The organism is Photobacterium ganghwense, from assembly GCF_003025595.1.
Classification (GTDB): domain Bacteria; phylum Pseudomonadota; class Gammaproteobacteria; order Enterobacterales; family Vibrionaceae; genus Photobacterium; species Photobacterium ganghwense.
Window position 1 is genome coordinate 60,831 of the sequence record NZ_PYMI01000009.1, and the last position, 18,753, is coordinate 79,583.

The following is an 18,753-nucleotide window of genomic DNA, read 5'->3' on the forward strand; positions in this document are numbered from 1 at the left end:
TCGGGTCGAAATCGTCGATATAATACGTTGTTGATTTCAAGCTCACCCAGTTGCCTATGTGAGGCGGGCTAGCACTATACCATAGGCCGGCCAATGAGTGAGTAAGGATTTAATCAGCGCGGCGCGCTGGCAAACGGAGCCCTGCATGACCCCACTTGTTCTCTTGATCATTATCGGCGCCTATCTGCTTGGCTCAATATCCAGTGCGGTATTGATCTGCCGACTGTACGGCCTGCCCGATCCGCGAGAATCAGGCTCCGGCAACCCCGGTGCAACCAATGTGTTACGGCTGGGCGGTCGCGGTGCGGCGGCAATGGTGCTGCTGTGCGATATCCTCAAAGGTATGCTTCCGGTCTGGCTGAGTTACCTCATCGGGGTGAATCCGTTTCTGCTGGGTTTCATCGGCATCGCGGCCTGTCTGGGCCACATCTACCCTATCTTTTTTCATTTTCGCGGCGGGAAAGGGGTGGCGACGGCGTTTGGTGCCCTCGCGCCAATCGGCTGGGATCTGAGCGGGATGCTGGCTGGCACCTGGCTGCTGACGGTACTGGTCACCGGTTATTCATCCATGGGGTCAATGGTCACGGCACTGGCAGCGCCGCTGTTTACCTGGTGGGTCAAACCGGAGTACACCATGCCGGTAGCAATGCTGTCGTGCCTGATTGTATTTCGTCATCACGACAATGTCCGGCGCTTGCTAGATGGCAAAGAATCGAAGATCTGGAAAAAATTCAGCCGCACCGGTAAAACCACGCCCCCTCAGGAATAACCGCTTCCCGGATAGCGCCGCTTACTCAGTACGGCCGTTTGGTCACTGCCGTGGCAGGTACACGCGACAGCGCAACTCAGTTGTCGATGGGCTTTAGCTGATCAATCGGCCAACGCGGATGAGCTTTCACGCTCAGATCAGAGCTTTCCTGATTTTTCAGACGCTGCATCCCCGCATACGCAATCATCGCACCGTTGTCGGTACAAAACTCAGTCCGCGGGTAGAACACTTCCCCGTTCATTTTGGTCATCATGGCTTCCAGCTGCTCACGCAGGTGCTTATTCGCACTGACCCCACCGGCAATCACCAGACGCTTAAAGCCTGTCTGCTTCAGAGCACGCTTGCATTTGATTGCCAGAGTATCCACCACGGCCTCCTGGAACGCGTAAGCGATGTCAGCACGTGTCTGCTCATCGTCACCGTTGGCACGGATGGTGTTGGCAGCAAATGTTTTCAGGCCAGAAAAGCTAAAGTCCAGCCCCGGACGGTCGGTCATAGGACGCGGGAAGGTGAAACGCCCCGGCATGCCTTTCTCTGCCAGACGAGACAGCAGCGGGCCCCCCGGATAATCCAGTCCCATCAGCTTCGCCGTCTTATCGAACGCTTCACCGGCCGCATCATCAATTGATTCACCCAGAATCTGATACTCACCGATAGCACGTACTTCCACCATCATGGTGTGTCCGCCGGAAACCAGCAGTGCCACAAACGGAAAGGCTGGCGGATTGTCTTCCAGCATCGGGGCCAACAGGTGGCCTTCCATATGGTGAACCGCAACCGCAGGCAGGTTCCACGCATACGCCAGGCTGCGCCCGATGGTTGCGCCAACCAGCAGTGCACCGACCAGGCCCGGCCCCGCGGTGTACGCCACACCATCCAGATCAGCCGGTGTCAGGCCAGCGTTTTTCAGCGCTTCTTTGATCAGCGGAATGGTCTTTTTGACATGGTCACGCGAAGCCAGCTCAGGCACCACACCACCGTAGTCAGCATGCAGTTTTACCTGGCTGTACAGCTCGTGGGCCAACAGGCCTTTTTCATCATCGAAAATCGCTACACCTGTTTCGTCACAGGAGGTTTCGATGCCCAGTATACGCATAACAACCTCTATACTTATGGTAATTGGAGGCCATACTACCGCTGTTGACAGAAATTAACCAGTTCAGGGTTGTAGAATGCTTTACAAACGCCCCCAGATCAGATTAGAATTTCGCACCATTTTTAATCAGCTGACACTTTATTGAACGTCAGCGTTAACCGAATCACTCTGAGGTGAGTATTACATGCCAGTAATCAAAGTACGTGAAAACGAACCGTTTGACGTAGCACTACGTCGTTTCAAGCGCTCTTGCGAAAAAGCAGGTATCCTTTCTGAAGTTCGTCGTCGTGAGCACTTCGAAAAGCCTACTACAGTACGTAAGCGCGCTAAAGCAGCGGCTGTTAAGCGTCACCTGAAGAAATTGGCTCGCGAAAACGCGCGTCGCGTTCGTCTGTACTAATCTCTGAGATTAACAGAAGGAACGTGTTATGACCCTGATTGAGCGTCTTAAAGACGAACAAAAGGCGGCAATGAAGGCGAAAGACAAACCTCGCCTTGGTGCCATCCGTCTTGCTATGGCTGCCATTAAGCAGCGTGAAGTTGACGAGAAGATCACTCTTTCCGATGACGACGTGCTGGCAGTGCTGACTAAGATGGTCAAGCAACGCCGTGACTCTGCAGCTCAATACGAAGCTGCCGAGCGCCAAGATCTTGCTGATGCCGAGCTTGCTGAAATTAAAGTACTGGAAGAATTCATGCCTCAACCACTGAGCGAAGACGAAGTCGTTGCTCTGTTGGATGCGGCAATTGCTGAAACCGGTGCTGCCAGCATGCAGGACATGGGCAAACTGATGGCTGTGCTGAAGCCTCAGATTCAGGGTCGTGCCGATATGGGTAAAGTTAGCCAACTGGTGAAAGCCAAGCTCGGTTAATCCCTCTACCCAGTTTCTGCAGCAAGCCGTGCTATCCGGTTTTTCGGAATGCGCGGCTTGTTTGTATATTTCAGTCAGGCTTTTCCCTGACATCAATTCAAAGCGCTGTTGCCCCCTCTCCACGCTGGTGCGAACGTTTTGACTTGATTCTGTTCCATTGAATCTCAGGTAACACGCACTCTATGGCAGGAAAAATCCCACGTACATTTATCGATGATCTCATCGCCAGACATGACATCGTAGATATTGTGGATGCCAGGGTGAAGCTGAAGAAACAAGGCAAAAACTTCGGTGCCTGTTGCCCTTTCCACAACGAGAAAACCCCTTCATTTTCAGTCAGCCAGGAAAAGCAGTTTTATCACTGTTTCGGCTGTGGCGCGCACGGTAATGTCCTTGATTTCGTTATGGCGTTTGACCGCCTGGAGTTTGTCGAGGCCATTGAAGAACTCGCGTCCCAGGTCGGGCTAGAAGTACCTCGCGAACAGGGCAGCGGCGGTGGCCGTCCCGGTGCACGCAGCCAAGAAAAGCTCAGCCTGTACGAGATGATGGGGCAAATCAGCCAGTTTTATCAAACCCAACTGCGCGGCAGCGAAGGCAAAGTTGCCATCGACTACCTGAAAAACCGCGGGCTGTCCGGCGATATCGTGCAGAAGTACGGGATTGGTTTTGTACCGGATCAGTGGGACCAGGTTCGTAACCGTTTTGGCCGTGACATGGAAAGCCAGCAGGCGCTGGTCACAGCCGGAATGCTCATTGAGAACGACAACGGACGCCGCTACGACCGCTTCCGCGGCCGGGTTATGTTCCCAATCCGCGACCGCCGTGGCCGGGTGATCGGCTTTGGTGGTCGGGTACTGGGTGATGGCACCCCGAAATACCTGAACTCACCGGAAACCCCGATTTTCCATAAAGGGCGCGAGCTGTACGGCCTTTACGAAGTGCTTCAAGCACATCGCGAGCCGGAAAAACTGCTGGTCGTAGAAGGTTATATGGATGTGGTGGCGCTGGCACAGTTCGGCGTCGACTACGCTGTGGCTTCACTGGGTACTTCTACCACGGGTGACCATATCCAGACCCTGTTCCGCCAGACCGGCACCGTGGTGTGCTGTTATGACGGTGACCGGGCCGGCCGCGAGGCCGCTTGGCGGGCAATGGAGCAGGCGCTGCCGTACCTCAACGATGGCCGTCAGCTGAAATTTATGTTCCTGCCGGATGGCGAGGACCCAGATACCTATATCCGCCAGTACGGCAAAGACGGGTTTGAGCAGCAGATTCAGCAAGCCATGACCCTGTCCGAGTTCATGTTCAGTACCCTACTGCTGCAAGTTGATACCAGCAGCCGGGAAGGACAGGCTAAACTCAGTACGTTGGCCGTGCCGCTGATCGACAAAGTGCCGGGCGGTACCCTGCGGCTGTACCTGCGTGAAGTCCTGGGACAGAAGCTGGGTCTGCCGGATGAGGCGCAGCTGCAACAGCTCATCTCCCGTCAGGGAAATGAGTCTCAGAAGAAGCTCGGCCAGCCGGAGATTAAGCGAACCCCGATGCGGGAAGTGATCGCCCTGCTGATCCAGAATCCAAACTTTGTGGACAGCCTGGAATTTGATGCTGCTGCATTTGAAGGGATTGACATCCCTGGGCTAAATTTATTATTGGCCATAGTTGAAAAATGTCGAACTAATCCCAATATCAGAACAGGCCAGCTCCTCGAAAGCTGGCGTGGAAGCAAGAGCGAAGCCATGCTGGCCCGTCTGGCCGCCTGGGAGCTTCCCCTCACTCCAGATGAGGACAACACCCTGGACGTATTTCTCGACGCAATGGACAAAGTGATTGACCAGTGCGTCAAACAACAAATCGAAAAGTTGCAGGCTAAGTCAAGAAGCGTCGGCTTATCAGTCGAAGAGAAGCGGGATTTGCAGTTGTTGTTGCTCAACCGTCCCGGCTAATAAGTAGTCATCAATTAAGAAATTTGTTATAATCGCTGGTTTGCATCTCTGCATACTATATTCTCAATCAGACCCTAAGTTGGATATCGTCTATGGAGCAAAATCCGCAGTCACAGCTGAAGTTACTTGTTGCTAAGGGCAAGGAACAAGGCTATCTGACCTACGCCGAAGTAAATGACCACCTTCCGGAAGACATTGTCGATTCTGATCAGGTGGAAGACATCATTCAGATGATTAATGACATGGGTATTAAGGTAGTTGAAACTGCCCCTGATGCCGATGATCTGATGATGACAGAAGACAATGCGGACGAAGATGCGATTGAAGCCGCGGCTCAGGCCCTTTCCAGCGTGGAAAGCGAAATTGGCCGTACAACCGACCCTGTGCGTATGTACATGCGCGAAATGGGTACTGTTGAGCTGCTGACGCGCGAAGGCGAAATCGACATCGCAAAACGTATTGAAGAGGGTATCAACCAGGTACAGTGCTCCGTAGCCGAATACCCGACCGCAATTGCTCACCTGCTTGAGCAGTTTGATAAAGTCGAAGCCGACGAACTACGCCTGACTGATATTATCTCAGGCTTCGTTGATCCTAACGAAGAAGAAACAACCGCTCCAACAGCAACGCACATCGGTTCTGAACTGAGTGAAGCAGATCTTGAAGACGAAGACAAAGATCTTGAAGACGATGACGACGACGATGACAGCTCTGATACTGAGGAAGACTCAGGTATCGACCCTGAAGTAGCGCGTGAGAAGTTTAATGAGCTGCGTCTTGCTTATGAAAAAATGGCCGTTGCCATTGATTCTAAAGGCCGTAACGACGCGGAAACTATTCAGGCTATCGATGAACTGTCTGAAATCTTCAAGCAGTTCCGTCTGATCCCGAAACAGTTCGACAAGCTGGTCAGCTCGCTGCGTGATGCCATGGATCGAGTGCGCACTAACGAGCGCCTGATCATGCGTATGTGTGTCGACAACAGTAAAATGCCGAAGAAAACTTTCGTAAACCTGTTTGCCGGCAACGAAGCATCAACCGCGTGGATCGATGAAGCGCTGAATTCAGGCAAGCCTTACGCTGAGCGTCTGAAGAACTACGAAGAAGAACTGCGTCGTTGTGCGACCAAACTGCGCATGCTGGAAGAAGAAACCGGCCTGAGCGTTGAGCGTATCAAAGACATCAGCCGTCGTATGTCCATCGGTGAAGCGAAAGCGCGCCGTGCGAAGAAAGAAATGGTTGAAGCCAACCTGCGTCTGGTTATCTCGATCGCGAAAAAGTACACCAACCGTGGTCTGCAATTCCTGGATCTGATTCAGGAAGGTAACATCGGTCTGATGAAAGCGGTTGATAAGTTCGAATACCGTCGTGGTTACAAGTTCTCGACTTACGCAACATGGTGGATCCGTCAGGCAATCACCCGCTCTATCGCCGACCAGGCACGTACGATCCGTATTCCGGTTCACATGATTGAAACCATCAACAAACTGAACCGTATCTCACGTCAGATGCTTCAGGAGATGGGTCGTGAGCCACTGCCGGAAGAGCTGGCAGAGCGCATGCAGATGCCGGAAGACAAGATCCGTAAAGTGCTGAAGATCGCGAAAGAGCCGATCTCGATGGAAACCCCAATCGGTGATGATGAAGATTCACATCTGGGTGATTTCATTGAAGATACCACGCTGCAGCTACCAATGGATGCAGCAACCGCGACCAACCTGCGCGCTGCAACTAACGAAGTGCTGGCTGGTCTGACGCCGCGTGAAGCGAAAGTGCTGCGTATGCGTTTTGGTATCGACATGAACACCGATCACACCCTGGAAGAGGTCGGTAAGCAGTTTGACGTTACCCGTGAGCGTATCCGTCAGATTGAAGCCAAAGCTCTGCGTAAGCTGCGCCACCCAAGCCGTTCAGACGTGCTGCGCAGCTTCCTGGACGAGTAATCGTCAGGTACAGATGCGATATATGAAAACGGGCCTATGGCCCGTTTTTTATTCACTTTTTTCTGCTACACCCTACCAGCCTTTCAACCAATTGCGTATTTTGCAACGCCAGCCAAAAACCCGCCTTAACTGTCTAAAAAGCAAACAAAACCACCACTTTAATCGCTAGACAAGATCCCCCCCTTCCCATATAATTTCCCGCACTTGGCCCCTTAGCTCAGTGGTTAGAGCAGGCGACTCATAATCGCTTGGTCGACAGTTCAAGTCTGTCAGGGGCCACCAACATTCCAGAAGGCTTGTGGAGAAATCCACCAGCCTTTTTTCGTTTTAGCCGGTTGGGATACCAGTGCAAAACGCTATCTCTCAGTTTATTGCGCGGCAATGCGCAACAAAGTACTGAACGTATCAGTGCGCAAAATGAAAGAGTTCTCCTCCACCGCTCATCACAACCTCAGCCGGTATCACTCACCTCGCCACAGACGTTTTAGCCATCGGGACGTTCCGTGGAATTTGATACCGGTGGAATGACAACCCCCTCCTTTCTTTGCACAGCCGGAGTAAAGTATCGTCCGACGCCTGTGACAACCCACCGTCCAAGATCCCAATTCAGGACGTCCTGAATCGTGTTTCAGGTCGTTCAAAGCCCATTAATTCGGATAATGACCTCACATTCATCAACTCAGAGGTCACCCATGCAACAACTCCGGTTCACCCTGATCGCTCTCCTGCTGATCAGCGGTTCTGCTGCGGCGTCAAATGAAGCGCGCGTAGCAAATCACGTCCAAACATCCGAGCTACACGCAGCCCCAGAAAACGACATCGGCTTCCAGCAAATCCGCCTGCACGATGACCAGCGGCCACTGACCGTCAGCCTCTGGTACCCGGCCCAGCGCCATTCCGGCACGCCCACCCGGCTGGGTGACAATCCGGTGTTCCACGGTGTTCCGGTTCTGAAGGAAGCCCGGCTCTCAGCCTCCAAACCGCTGCCGCTGATCGTGATGTCGCACGGTTACCGGGGTAACTGGCGTAACCTAAACTGGCTGGCGGCCACCATTGCCCGACAAGGCTATTTGGTTGCAGCCCCCGATCACCCAGGCACCACAACGTTCGACACTGACCCGGAGCAAGCCGCCCAGTGGTGGCAACGCCCGAGGGATCTCTCGCGCACCCTTGACTGGCTGCTCGCTAGCCCGGCATACGGCAGCCATATAGATCCCCGCCGCATCGGTGCCATTGGCCACTCTCAGGGCGGCTGGACGGTGGTCAGTCTCGCCGGTGGTCAAGTCAGCAGTTCCCATCTGGCCCACCAGTGCCGGGAGCCTAGACTGAGTAATGGTTGCGGCTTAATCACGGAATTGGGGCTGTCGCAGGATAGCGACTTACAAGGGCGAAGCCGGAATCTCGGGCTGCACGACCCGCGGGTCACCGCCATCATCAGTTTAGATTTGGGCCTTGCCAACAGCTTCACGCCGCAGAGCCTGGCAGCCATCACGGTGCCGACCCTGCTCCTGGCCGCCGGAGTCAATAACCACAACCTGCCGCAGGCGCTAGAGTCCGGCTATCTGGCCAGGCATTTAGATCCGCGCCTCACCGATTACCAGGTGCTGGCCAACGCGACCCACTCAACTTTTATGGGCCGCTGCAAGCCCGGCGGCAAAGCCATTGTCGAGGAAGAAGCGCCTGGTGAGGGCAAAGTGTGTGATTCCGTACCGGGTACCACCCGCGCACGTGAACATCAGGCCATTGCACGGCATGTGACGGATTTTCTCGCCCGACACCTGTAAGGCTCTCAATCTGTCGAGCGGCGATAGGCGCTCGGCGTCATCGTCGTGATACGGGAAAATTCACGGTTAAAGTTAGATTTGGTGTTGAACCCGGCCATACCGTAAATCTCGGTAATGCTGAAATCCGTCTCTTTCAGCAATTGCCGGGCTTTTTCAATGCGGTACTGATTAATCAGCTGCGAGACATTGAGCCCGGTTTGTCGGTTCACTGCGGCAGACAACTGCCGGTTCGGGACCCCGGTTTTTCGGGCCAGCACAGCCAGCGTCAGATTCGGGTCCAGATAGAGAGCCTGCTCCTGTAGCAATGTCGTCAGAGCCTGCATAACCCGGGCGTCTTGCGCCTCAGCTTGCACCTCTACTTGAGCCTCCAAATGGCGAGCAGCATCATCTGGCGAGTCTTCAACGCCTTCATCAGGCGCAGAAACAGACGCAGCCGCGTGCACCTTCGGGACTAAGATTGGATTAGAAAATGGAAGTGTCCCTATCGTCGAGTCCTGTGTCTGCGTCACGGGCAGCTCAGCCCCGCCGCTGATCCGGCTGACAACTACCACAGCATAACTCAGCCCGGTGACAACCAGGCATTGCGATATCGTCAGGATCCAGATGAGCGACTGACCCTGTCCCAGCCAAGCATCCAGAGCGATCGCAAGATCGGTCAGCACCGAAAACAACAAAAACAGCCCGGCCCCGAGACACAACCGCGGCACAGTATGGGACTGGCTGAACGTCACCTGAGAATACTCATCGCTCGAGCGGTGGGAAAGCCGGAACAGCAGTGCGGCATGACCGAGATAGCTGAGGCTAATCAACACATCCAGTCCCAGTCGCCAATCGACCGGCCCAAGCAACAGCACCGGCACCAGCCCCACCGGCAGCCAGCTGAGCAGCCGCCAAGGTGCCGCATAGCCAAGGGTTCGGGTAAAACAGAGCCACAGCAGCGAGGGCAGCGTCACGGCCAACATGGGTTGAATCATCGCCATCGCGGACCACTGATAATGCCAGCGCAGCCCGACGCAGGAGACCACTAAGGCACAGAAACTCAAAAAGACGACGGCTAGCTTAGCCGACTTTCCCCGCTCACGGGGTAACTGCGCGGCCAGGAGGATTAGGAGCAGCGCTATCACAAAAGGCAGCGGGATCGCAGGCATCACGTTCTCATCATTCCCTTGATATCAATCAGGTTGCAATCATAAGCAATCGGCTCGCGACCGCCAAGGTGATTGCGCTACCGCAGTACCGTCGAGTGAGATGAAAAACGGGCACCAAAGTACGGACCGGATCCAAAATTGCGCCACCTGGTGTAAACACTGAATTTACAGGAAGAAACAAAGAGCTAACCTTTCTTTGTTTTCCGGCCAGAAATAAACCAACTATTGATACACAACAAGAAAAATCTGTGAAAGATGTAGATAATTTCAACCTCTGGCTTATTAGCAGAGGAAAAAGTTGCTCGTTATCACAAGGTGATTAAAGAGTTGGACTATGCTAGTATACAGCGCTTGTATGTCAGGGTGATTTATGCCTAGTCACCATGAAAACGTCATGCAACTGCCTTACACTTCGTAATACCTGAAACGGTACTGAAACCGCATAAGCAAGGTGTTGCCTTACAAAAGCAAGCAGATGCTTTTGTAAGGCAAAATTTTTGACATTTATTTGTATTACCACCGTAACCTGTGGGATGAAAGTTACAAATGTTTGACCAAGGCCTCATTTTGCAGGCTTTTTTCAACATTATTGGAGCATCATTTTCGGGTATAACACTGTGATTAAAATTTCCCTTGGGTAAAAGTTCGTCCGGAGACCATCCTCAATGAAAAAGACCAAGATCGTATGTACGATTGGACCGAAAACTGAATCAAAAGAAATGCTGACCAAACTGGCTAACGCTGGTATGAACGTGATGCGTCTGAACTTCTCGCACGGTGACTTCGCTGAGCACGGCCAGCGTATCCAGAACCTGCGTGACGTGATGGCAGAAACAGGTAAGCAACTGGCGATTCTGCTGGACACCAAAGGTCCTGAAATTCGTACAACCAAACTGGAAAACGGTCAAGACGTGTCTCTGGTCGCTGGCCAGGAGTTCACATTCACGACTGATACGTCAGTTGTAGGTAACCACGAGCGTGTTGCCGTGACTTACCCTGGTTTCGCGAAAGACCTGAACAAAGGCAATACCGTTCTGGTTGACGACGGCCTGATCGAAATGGAAGTGTTGGAAACCACAGACACTGAAGTGAAGTGTAAAGTCCTGAACAATGGTGACCTGGGTGAAAACAAAGGTGTTAACCTGCCAGGCGTTTCTGTAAAACTGCCAGCACTGGCTGAAAAAGACAAAGCTGACCTGAAATTCGGTTGTGAGCAAGGCGTAGACTTCGTTGCGGCTTCTTTCATCCGTAAAGCAGAAGATGTAAAAGAAATCCGTGAGCTGCTGAATGCAAACGGCGGCGAGAAAATCCAGATCATCTCGAAAATCGAGAACCAGGAAGGCGTAGACAACTTCGACGCTATTCTGGAAGCTTCTGACGGTATCATGGTTGCTCGTGGTGACCTGGGTGTAGAAATCCCGGTTGAAGAAGTTATCTTCGCGCAGAAGATGATGATTGAGAAATGTAACCGTGCCCGTAAAGTCGTTATTACTGCGACTCAGATGCTGGATTCTATGATCAAGAACCCTCGTCCGACACGTGCGGAAGCGGGTGACGTGGCTAACGCCATCATGGACGGTACTGACGCTGTTATGCTGTCTGGTGAGTCAGCAAAAGGTAAATACCCTATCGAAGCTGTGACTATCATGGCGCAAATCTGTGAGCGTACCGATGGTGCCCTGAAGGCCGAGCTGGGTTCTCGTCTGGACAGCTCACGTCTGCGTATCACCGAAGCGGTATGTAAAGGTGCAGTAGACACGTCTGAGAAACTGGGTGCACCACTGATCGTTGTTGCCACTGAAGCTGGTAAATCTGCCCGTTCAGTTCGCAAATACTTCCCAACAGCTAACATTCTGGCTGTGACCACCAATCCAAAGACAGCGGCTCAGCTGACTCTGACGAAAGGTGTTACGCCGGTTATCATTGATGAAATCGAAAGCACTGACGCTTTCTACGCACGCGGTAAAGAGCTGGCGCTGGAAACGGGTCTGGGCGCGAAAGGCGATATCGTAGTGATGGTATCTGGTGCACTGGTTCCATCGGGTACCACTAACACCGCATCAGTACACGTACTGTAATCTGCGATTACCACATATCGTTTCAAACGGGAGCCTCTGGGTTCCCGTTTTTTTATCCGTTAATTATCGCTCCTGTGACTTGGGCTTGTCCCGTCATACGCGGTTGGTCAGGGAGCACTCTTCCCGCCACCCTTTTCCCCAGCCAAGCCAATACCTACTCAAAAAGGCAAGGGATTCATCTCTCTAGCCACAGAGAAAGCGTGGTAATGACTCACACTTCTGACATCGAACAATCGCGGTAAACTTTCACTCTCAGTATACTCAACGCGCAATTCATCCCCTTTAAGAATATTAAAAGACACTGCCGTAACTGAGTGAGGAGTACCGTGCCCAGCCCAACCCTTTCCGATAAAGTCATGACGCTTATCCGTCAGGATATTTTGACCGGCGATCTGCCTCCCGGCCATAAGCTGGTTGTGGCTGACCTGAAAGCCCGTTATAACGTTGGCGCCTCTCCGATTCGTGAAGCCCTGGTGCAGTTGTCCTGGCATAAATACGTGCATTTCGCGCCGCAGAAAGGTTGCTGGGTGGCACCGGTCTCAGCCAGTGAACTGGAGGATCTGTTTGATACCAGTCTGGAGCTGTCCAGAATTTTGCTTCAGCGAGCCATCAAATATGGTGATGAGGCTTGGGAGTTGAACGTACTGACTAGCTACCACAAACTCAAACGCCTCAATCCGGCGGATCCGAAATCCGACTTTACCGAATGGGAACAGCGTCACGGCGAATTTCATCAGGCATTGCTGGCTGGCAGCCGCTCACCCAGTTTGCTGGCGCTTCACCGTCAGGTGTATGAGCAGGTGGAACGCTATCGCCACATCTGGGTCAACCGCCACCGTCAATACGAAGAGCGCTACCATGAAAATGGGGAACATGAGGCCATCATGAATGCCGTGCTGGGACGTAACAGCCAGCAGGCCCTGAGCTTGCTAAATACCCATTCTCAACGGGCGATCGACATGATTAAGCGCTACCTGTAGCCGACTGGCTACCAGAATATTTCTTTGTGGTGGGTATTGAGCAACAGGACTGCCAGCAGAAAATAAATGGCATTGATATTAAAGCCGAGCAATAGCAGGCTCAGCACGGTTAACCGTGGCAGAAACTTTGCGTTCATTGTCTGTCCCCCACATCTTTCCTACGGGCGAGTTCGACCATCTATTAGACTTTAGTCTAATACCGGAAAAATGCCGTTCGGCAGCAAGACAAAAACGGGACAAAAAAACCGGCGCATGAAGCGCCGGTTGATGTTCTGAACTGTATTTTAAAACTGCATTAGTGCATTAGAATGACTTCAGGCTTTCAGGGCTCTTTCACCACGAGCCATGCCGACTACCCCGCTACGTGCCACTTCGACAATGTCCGTCGCCTCGCCTACTGCAGCAATAAAGGCGTCCAGCTTCTCACTGGTACCGGCCAGCTGAATGGTATAAATCTGGCTGGTAACATCGACGATCTGACCGCGGAAAATATCTGCCGTGCGCTTAACTTCCGCGCGGGCAAAGCCGGAGGCTTTCACCTTCACTAACATCAGTTCACGTTCAACATGATCACTTTCAGTCACATTGCTGACCTTAAGGATATCAATCAGCTTGTGCAGTTGCTTTTCAATCTGCTCGAGCGCCGCTTCATCCTCAACATTGGTGGTGATATTGAGGCGAGACAGGGTCGCATCATCGGTCGGTGCCACGGTCAGTGACTCAATGTTGTAACCACGCTGAGAAAACAGGCCAACTACCCGGGATAATGCGCCTGGTTCATTTTCTAGAAGTACTGATACAATCCTGCGCATTAGGTTCTCTCCGTTTTGCTTAGCCACATTTCACTCATTGAGCCACCCCGGATCAGCATCGGGTACACGTGCTCAGTTTCATCCACACTGATATCAATAAACACCAGACGATCTTTCATCGCCAGCGCACGCTCCAGTTCACTGTCCAGCTTCGCCGGATCCGAAATTCGGATCCCGACGTGGCCATACGCTTCCGCAATGGCAGCAAAGTCCGGTACCGAATCCATGTAGGAGTGGGAGTGGCGCCCCTGGTAAATCATGTCCTGCCACTGCTTCACCATCCCCAGGAAACGGTTGTTGAGGTTGATAATCTTAACCGGGATGTCATATTGCAGCGCGGTGGACAGCTCTTGGATATTCATCTGGATACTGCCGTCACCAGTCACACATACCACTTCGGCATCCGGCAGGGCAAACTTGACGCCCATCGCGGCTGGCAGGCCAAAGCCCATGGTGCCCAGGCCTCCGGAGTTAATCCAGCGACGCGGCTTGTTGAACGGGTAATACAATGCTGCAAACATTTGGTGCTGGCCGACATCAGAGGCAACATACGCGTCGCCATCGGTCAGGCGGTACAGCGACTCAATTACCTGCTGTGGCTTGATGCGCTCGTTATCCGAGGCATAGCTCAGGCATTTGCGGGCACGCCAGGATTCAATTTCACTCCACCAGCTGTCCAGCGCATCGGCATCATTGTGGCCGTCCTGATCATCCAGCATTTTCAGCATAGTATTCAGTACCGTTTCAGCCGAGCCAACAATCGGGATGTCCGCGGCTATTGTCTTGGAGATTGAAGACGGATCGATATCGATATGCAGTACCGTCGCATCCGGGCAGTACTTGGCTACGTTGTTGGTGGTGCGATCATCAAACCGGACACCGACCGCAAAGATCAGATCCGAGTTATGCATGGTCATGTTGGCTTCATAGGTGCCGTGCATGCCCAGCATCCCCAGACTGTGGTGGTGATCGCCCGGGAAAGCGCCCAGCCCCATCAGGGTGCTGACGACCGGCAGCTTCAGCCGCTCCGCCAGGTTCAGCAACTGCTCGTGGCAGGCAGACATAATAGCGCCGCCCCCCACATACAACACCGGCTTTTTCGCCGTCAGCAGCGCTTTCAGGCCACGCTTGATCTGCCCTTTATGACCATTGGTTGTCGGGTTATACGAACGCATAGCGATCGCTTCCGGATACTGGTAGGCGTACTTTTCAGCCGGGTTCAGCATGTCTTTCGGAATGTCGATCACCACCGGCCCGGGACGACCACTGGATGCGATGTAAAAGGCTTTTTTGATGATTTCAGGGATCTGCTCCGGCTTGGTCACCAGAAAACTGTGTTTAACCACCGGGCGGGAGATACCGACCATGTCGCATTCCTGGAATGCATCATTGCCAATCAGGTTACTCATAACCTGGCCAGAGAGGATGACGAGCGGAATGGAGTCCATGTAAGCGGTCGCTATGCCGGTAATCGCATTGGTTGCTCCCGGACCCGAGGTCACCAGGACAACACCTACATCACCGGTGGCACGGGCATAACCATCTGCCATGTGCACAGCTGCTTGTTCGTGACGGACGAGGACGTGTTCGATATCGCTTTTCTCATGCAGCGCATCGTAAATATCCAGTACCGAACCGCCAGGGTATCCGAAGATATGTTTTACGCCTTGATCGATCATCGAGCGGACGATCATCTCAGCGCCGGACAACATTTCCATATTTCTGCCTCCAGGTCTTGTATACCATCCCGTATAGCTAATTCAACGTAACTGCGGTGACTGTGGCCTGAGGTATTGCCAATCTGACTGGAGGGCAGACGGGCAACACACGCAGCATGGGTAGTACAGTCACTGAGCCAAGTAGACGGCAGACCTTATTACAGGCTTCTGCCTCAATTAGCTATACAGGCTGATATCACATAGTTAGGGCTTATTTTTAGCCTAAGAATGAATCCAATCATGTGTGTTCACGCTATGTTGCCTGTAGCGGGTCATAACCCGTTACAGTAAGCGTTAATCAATGTAACGTTTTTTTATCAATCAAGTCTATCGCCCGGCGGCAGTTAACAAGATTCCTCTAAAATGGATAAAAAACCACCACAATCATGATTTCATCCCCTCCGCGTATAACATCTTCCACCATGAAGATTCCAATTTGCAGAGCATCTCACTTTACCTTTGCAACAGTGTGCGTGACTTACATAGCAAAAAGGGAAGCTTGCGCTTCCCTTTTGTTTTCCGTTTTCAGGCTGTCTCACCGCCCTGCCCGAATCACTTGCGGGAGCGGGCGGCCTTATGGCTTTCTTCATACATGCGCTCAATTTCCTCATGGTAACGGTCGAGGATAACCTTGCGACGCAGTTTCTGAGTCGGGGTCAGCTCACCGTGATCCATCGAGAACGCACGCGGCAGCAGGGTGAACTTCTTCACCTGCTCGAAACGCGCCAGATCCTTTTGCAGTTCGCCCAGGCGCTTCTCAATCAGTTCCACGATCTGGGTGTGCTTGATCAGCTCAAGACGGTCTTTGTACTTGATGTTCAGCTCGCGCGCATGTTCTTCCAGGGTTTCAAAACACGGGACGATCAGCGCGGAGACAAACTTGCGGGTATCGGCAATCACCGCAATCTGCTCAATAAAATGATCTTTGCCGATGGCACCTTCAATCACCTGCGGCGCGATGTATTTCCCGCCGGAGGTTTTCATTAACTCTTTGATGCGATCGGTAATAAACAGGTTGCCATCTTGATCAATATGGCCGGCATCCCCGGTTTTCAGGAACCCATCATTGGTGAAGTTGGCTGCCGTTTCTTCTGGCATGTTGTAGTAGCCCCGCATGACCATCGGCCCGCGTACCAGAATCTCGTTATTGGCACCGATTTTTACTTCCGCGCCCGGCATCGGCATCCCGATGGAGTCAGGATTGAAGCACTTATCATCCCAGCAGGAAACGGTCGCGGTTGTTTCCGTCATGCCATAGCCCAGCTTGACGTTGATCCCGATAGCGTGGAAAAACCGGCCGATACTTTCATCCAGTTTGGCTCCACCGCACGGCATGAACTTGATGTTACCGCCTAACAAGGCACGCAGCTTGGACAACACCAGCTTGTCGGCCAGCGCATGACTGCGCTTGAGCAGCCAGGACGGCTCACGACACTCCTGTCGCGCCAGTGCCATGCGGGCACCCATGTTCACCGCCCAGGTAAACATCACTTTGCGGTGCACAGGCGCACGCGCCACCTTGTCGTGCACCCCGGAATAAATTTTTTCGTACACCCGCGGCACCGCTGACATCACATTCGGCTTCACTTCCGCCAGCGCGTCTTTCAGCAGATTGGTATCCGACAAGTAGCAGTTCACACCGCCACGGTGCAGGACATAGAAAGTCCATGCCCGCTCGAACACGTGGGAAAGCGGCAGGAAACACAGGGATACATCGCCTTCAGCCAGCGCCAGCTTCTGATCGTGCCCTTCGATCTGTGAGGCAATGTTGGCATAATCCAGCATTACCCCTTTGGGCGTTCCTGTGGTCCCAGAGGTGTAAATCAGGGTCAGCAGGTCATCCATGGTGGTTTCATCCAGACGACGGGCCAGTTCGGCCTTCGCATCCCCTTCGGACTCTGTACTGACCCCGCTCAACGCGACAAACGCGTCATAGCTGATCACTTTCGGGTGATCCGGCAAAGTTGCCGCTGGTGACATCACGATGATGTGTTCCAGCCCCGGGCATTCTTCCGCCAGCTCCAGGGCTGCGTCCAGCTGCGCCTGCTCGCCGACAAACAACATCCGGATACCGGCATCATTGACGATATAGGCAGCCTGCTGCGGGGTATTGGTCGGGTAGATAGGCACGGTCACAGCGCGGTTGTACAAGGTGGCAAAGTCCGCCACGCTCCAGCGAGGCATGTTATTGGAGAAGATGCCGACTTTATCCTGCACGTTCAGACCGCGCGTCAGCATCGCCAACGCTAACTGATGAATTTGCTCACCGAACTCCGTCCAGCTGACAGACAGCCACTGGCCATCGACCCGGTGGCGCAATGCCGTCCGCTCCCCCAGACGGGAGATCTGGGAACGAATGCGGTTGACGATGTGATACTCTCGTTTTGCCATAACTACTCTACCGTTAAGCTTACACCTGTAAGCTATCGTGCAAGGGAGTCTACCTGCGACACTGAAAAAGGCAACTCTGCGAAATCACAAAACCATCATTATTCTGGTATGACCAGAATAACTTTGCTCACATCATGTACGGATTATTCAGGATATCACAGGGTTGCGTCAGCAATGTGGCAGACCGCCACGGGCGGCAACAGACGTAAAAAAGCCAGCACAAAAGCTGGCTTAACCTTGAATCACAGAGTGCGCGCCGGCTCAGTACTCACCGGAACCACAGATTGCCAGCAGCTGATCCCGCATCCAGAGATGGCCTTTGTCTTTTTGCGAAGATTCGTGCCAGCTCAGGTAACCGCTGACCGCGCCGGATTCAAACGGCAGCGGCAGGATTTTCAGGGATTGCTGCTGGGCCGCAGCCGTTGCCAGCCAGCGAGGTACCACGGCAATCAGCTCAGACTGACTGGTCACATACAGCACGTTGCTCAGACTGGTTCCCTGATAGGCAGGCGCGTAGTGACTTTTCTCGTGATAAACCGTTTCGGCAAAAGGTTTCACGCCCGGTACGGTCTTCAGCACTGCATGTTTTTCCGCTTCAAATTCTGCAGTGGAAAGGGTATCCCCCAGACGCGGATGATTACCGGCGGCGACAACCACCAGCTCATCATGAAACAGTGCCGTGCTGCACATACCCGGTTCATCGAAGCGCGCATAATCAATCACAAAATCGATATTCTGGTACTGCATCTTCTCTGCCATCGCCGCATCAGATTCGGTTTCTATCTGTACCCGGACATTTGGAGCCTGCTCAGCCAAGGTGCGCAAAATCGCCGGAACAAAGCGAATATCCGACGGGCTGCTGATCGCCAGCTTAAAAGTGCGGTTGGAGGTTTGCGGACAGAACACGGAAGCAGGCAACTCATTTTTCACCAGCTGCAGTGCCTGGCGCAGCGGGCCGAACAGCTGCTTGGCACGCTGAGTGGGCTGGATCCCGCGACCATGACGGATAAACAGCTCATCATTGAACATGACTTTCAGGCGCGCCACGGCATTACTGACCGCGGGTTGAGACATCCCCAGGTTGTGTGCCGCCCGGGTGATGTTCTGCTCTTGCATCACAGCGTCGAACACTGTCAGCAGATTCAGATCAACACTGCGTAAGTTGGTCTCCATAGTGTAACCATCAACAGAGTGAATTGTTGCGCTCTTGCGTGCCATT

Annotated in this window: 16 protein-coding genes and 1 tRNA gene; 9 read left to right on the forward strand and 8 right to left on the reverse strand. The window is 53.1% G+C overall.

Annotated elements, in window-relative coordinates:
• Positions 1 to 145 precede the first annotated feature (145 nt).
• Positions 146 to 769, forward strand: a complete 624-nt coding sequence (gene plsY / locus C9I92_RS22255) for a glycerol-3-phosphate 1-O-acyltransferase PlsY (protein ID WP_047883714.1) — start codon at positions 146 to 148, stop codon at positions 767 to 769.
• A gap of 76 nt (positions 770 to 845) precedes the next feature.
• Here plsY and tsaD read toward each other — a convergent pair whose 3' ends face one another.
• Positions 846 to 1,865, reverse strand: coding sequence for a tRNA (adenosine(37)-N6)-threonylcarbamoyltransferase complex transferase subunit TsaD (tsaD, locus tag C9I92_RS22260; RefSeq protein ID WP_047883713.1), 1,020 nt, complete (start codon positions 1,863 to 1,865; stop codon positions 846 to 848).
• A gap of 184 nt (positions 1,866 to 2,049) precedes the next feature.
• Between tsaD and rpsU the strand changes: the two genes are divergently transcribed.
• From rpsU to C9I92_RS22285, 5 genes are all read left to right on the forward strand, one after another.
• Positions 2,050 to 2,265, forward strand: coding sequence for a 30S ribosomal protein S21 (gene rpsU, locus C9I92_RS22265; RefSeq protein ID WP_005301411.1), 216 nt, complete (start codon positions 2,050 to 2,052; stop codon positions 2,263 to 2,265).
• A 28-nt stretch (positions 2,266 to 2,293) separates the two neighbouring features.
• On the forward strand, positions 2,294 to 2,737 hold the full coding sequence (locus C9I92_RS22270) for a GatB/YqeY domain-containing protein (RefSeq protein ID WP_047883712.1): 444 nt from the start codon (positions 2,294 to 2,296) through the stop codon (positions 2,735 to 2,737).
• 182 nt (positions 2,738 to 2,919) lie between these two features.
• Entirely contained in the window at positions 2,920 to 4,680 is a 1,761-nt protein-coding gene (dnaG, locus tag C9I92_RS22275) for a DNA primase (protein WP_047883711.1), read from the forward strand.
• Positions 4,681 to 4,772: 92 nt separating this feature from the next.
• A complete protein-coding gene (rpoD, locus tag C9I92_RS22280) occupies positions 4,773 to 6,623 on the forward strand; it encodes an RNA polymerase sigma factor RpoD (protein ID WP_047883710.1) in 1,851 nt (616 codons plus the stop codon).
• Between the two features lie 206 nt (positions 6,624 to 6,829).
• A tRNA-Ile gene (locus tag C9I92_RS22285) sits at positions 6,830 to 6,905 on the forward strand.
• Positions 6,906 to 7,417: 512 nt separating this feature from the next.
• Here the strand turns inward: C9I92_RS22285 and C9I92_RS25740 are convergent.
• Positions 7,418 to 7,561 (reverse strand): hypothetical protein, encoded by a 144-nt coding sequence (locus C9I92_RS25740; RefSeq protein WP_242551835.1) that lies wholly within the window; start codon positions 7,559 to 7,561, stop codon positions 7,418 to 7,420.
• Here C9I92_RS25740 and C9I92_RS22290 point away from each other — a divergent pair.
• Positions 7,553 to 8,407 (forward strand): alpha/beta hydrolase family protein, encoded by an 855-nt coding sequence (locus C9I92_RS22290; protein ID WP_242551836.1) that lies wholly within the window; start codon positions 7,553 to 7,555, stop codon positions 8,405 to 8,407. The two genes, C9I92_RS25740 and C9I92_RS22290, sit on opposite strands and share 9 nt — an antisense overlap.
• Before the next feature lie 5 nt (positions 8,408 to 8,412).
• Here the strand turns inward: C9I92_RS22290 and C9I92_RS22295 are convergent, their stop codons facing one another.
• Positions 8,413 to 9,555, reverse strand: a complete 1,143-nt coding sequence (locus C9I92_RS22295) for a helix-turn-helix domain-containing protein (RefSeq protein WP_047883709.1) — start codon at positions 9,553 to 9,555, stop codon at positions 8,413 to 8,415.
• A 665-nt stretch (positions 9,556 to 10,220) separates the two neighbouring features.
• Here C9I92_RS22295 and pykF point away from each other — a divergent pair.
• Both pykF and C9I92_RS22305 read left to right on the forward strand, forming a co-directional pair.
• Positions 10,221 to 11,633: a pyruvate kinase PykF gene (gene pykF, locus C9I92_RS22300; protein WP_047883708.1), complete on the forward strand. Its 1,413-nt coding sequence runs from the start codon at positions 10,221 to 10,223 to the stop codon at positions 11,631 to 11,633.
• 356 nt (positions 11,634 to 11,989) lie between these two features.
• A complete protein-coding gene (locus C9I92_RS22305; RefSeq protein ID WP_047883707.1) occupies positions 11,990 to 12,613 on the forward strand; it encodes a GntR family transcriptional regulator in 624 nt (207 codons plus the stop codon).
• A gap of 8 nt (positions 12,614 to 12,621) precedes the next feature.
• Here the strand turns inward: C9I92_RS22305 and C9I92_RS25820 are convergent, their stop codons facing one another.
• From C9I92_RS25820 to leuO, 5 genes are all read right to left on the reverse strand, one after another.
• Entirely contained in the window at positions 12,622 to 12,750 is a 129-nt protein-coding gene (locus tag C9I92_RS25820) for a hypothetical protein (protein WP_047883706.1), read from the reverse strand.
• A gap of 177 nt (positions 12,751 to 12,927) precedes the next feature.
• Complete coding sequence (gene ilvN / locus C9I92_RS22310; protein WP_047883705.1) at positions 12,928 to 13,425, reverse strand: acetolactate synthase small subunit; 498 nt, start codon at positions 13,423 to 13,425, stop codon at positions 12,928 to 12,930.
• Complete coding sequence (locus tag C9I92_RS22315; RefSeq protein ID WP_047883704.1) at positions 13,425 to 15,143, reverse strand: acetolactate synthase 3 large subunit; 1,719 nt, start codon at positions 15,141 to 15,143, stop codon at positions 13,425 to 13,427. The genes ilvN and C9I92_RS22315 overlap by 1 nt, the downstream gene beginning before the upstream one ends.
• A gap of 552 nt (positions 15,144 to 15,695) precedes the next feature.
• On the reverse strand, positions 15,696 to 17,534 hold the full coding sequence (locus C9I92_RS22320) for an AMP-dependent synthetase/ligase (protein ID WP_047883703.1): 1,839 nt from the start codon (positions 17,532 to 17,534) through the stop codon (positions 15,696 to 15,698).
• A gap of 261 nt (positions 17,535 to 17,795) precedes the next feature.
• On the reverse strand, positions 17,796 to 18,752 hold the full coding sequence (gene leuO, locus C9I92_RS22325; RefSeq protein ID WP_047883702.1) for a transcriptional regulator LeuO: 957 nt from the start codon (positions 18,750 to 18,752) through the stop codon (positions 17,796 to 17,798).
• Position 18,753 lies beyond the last annotated feature (1 nt).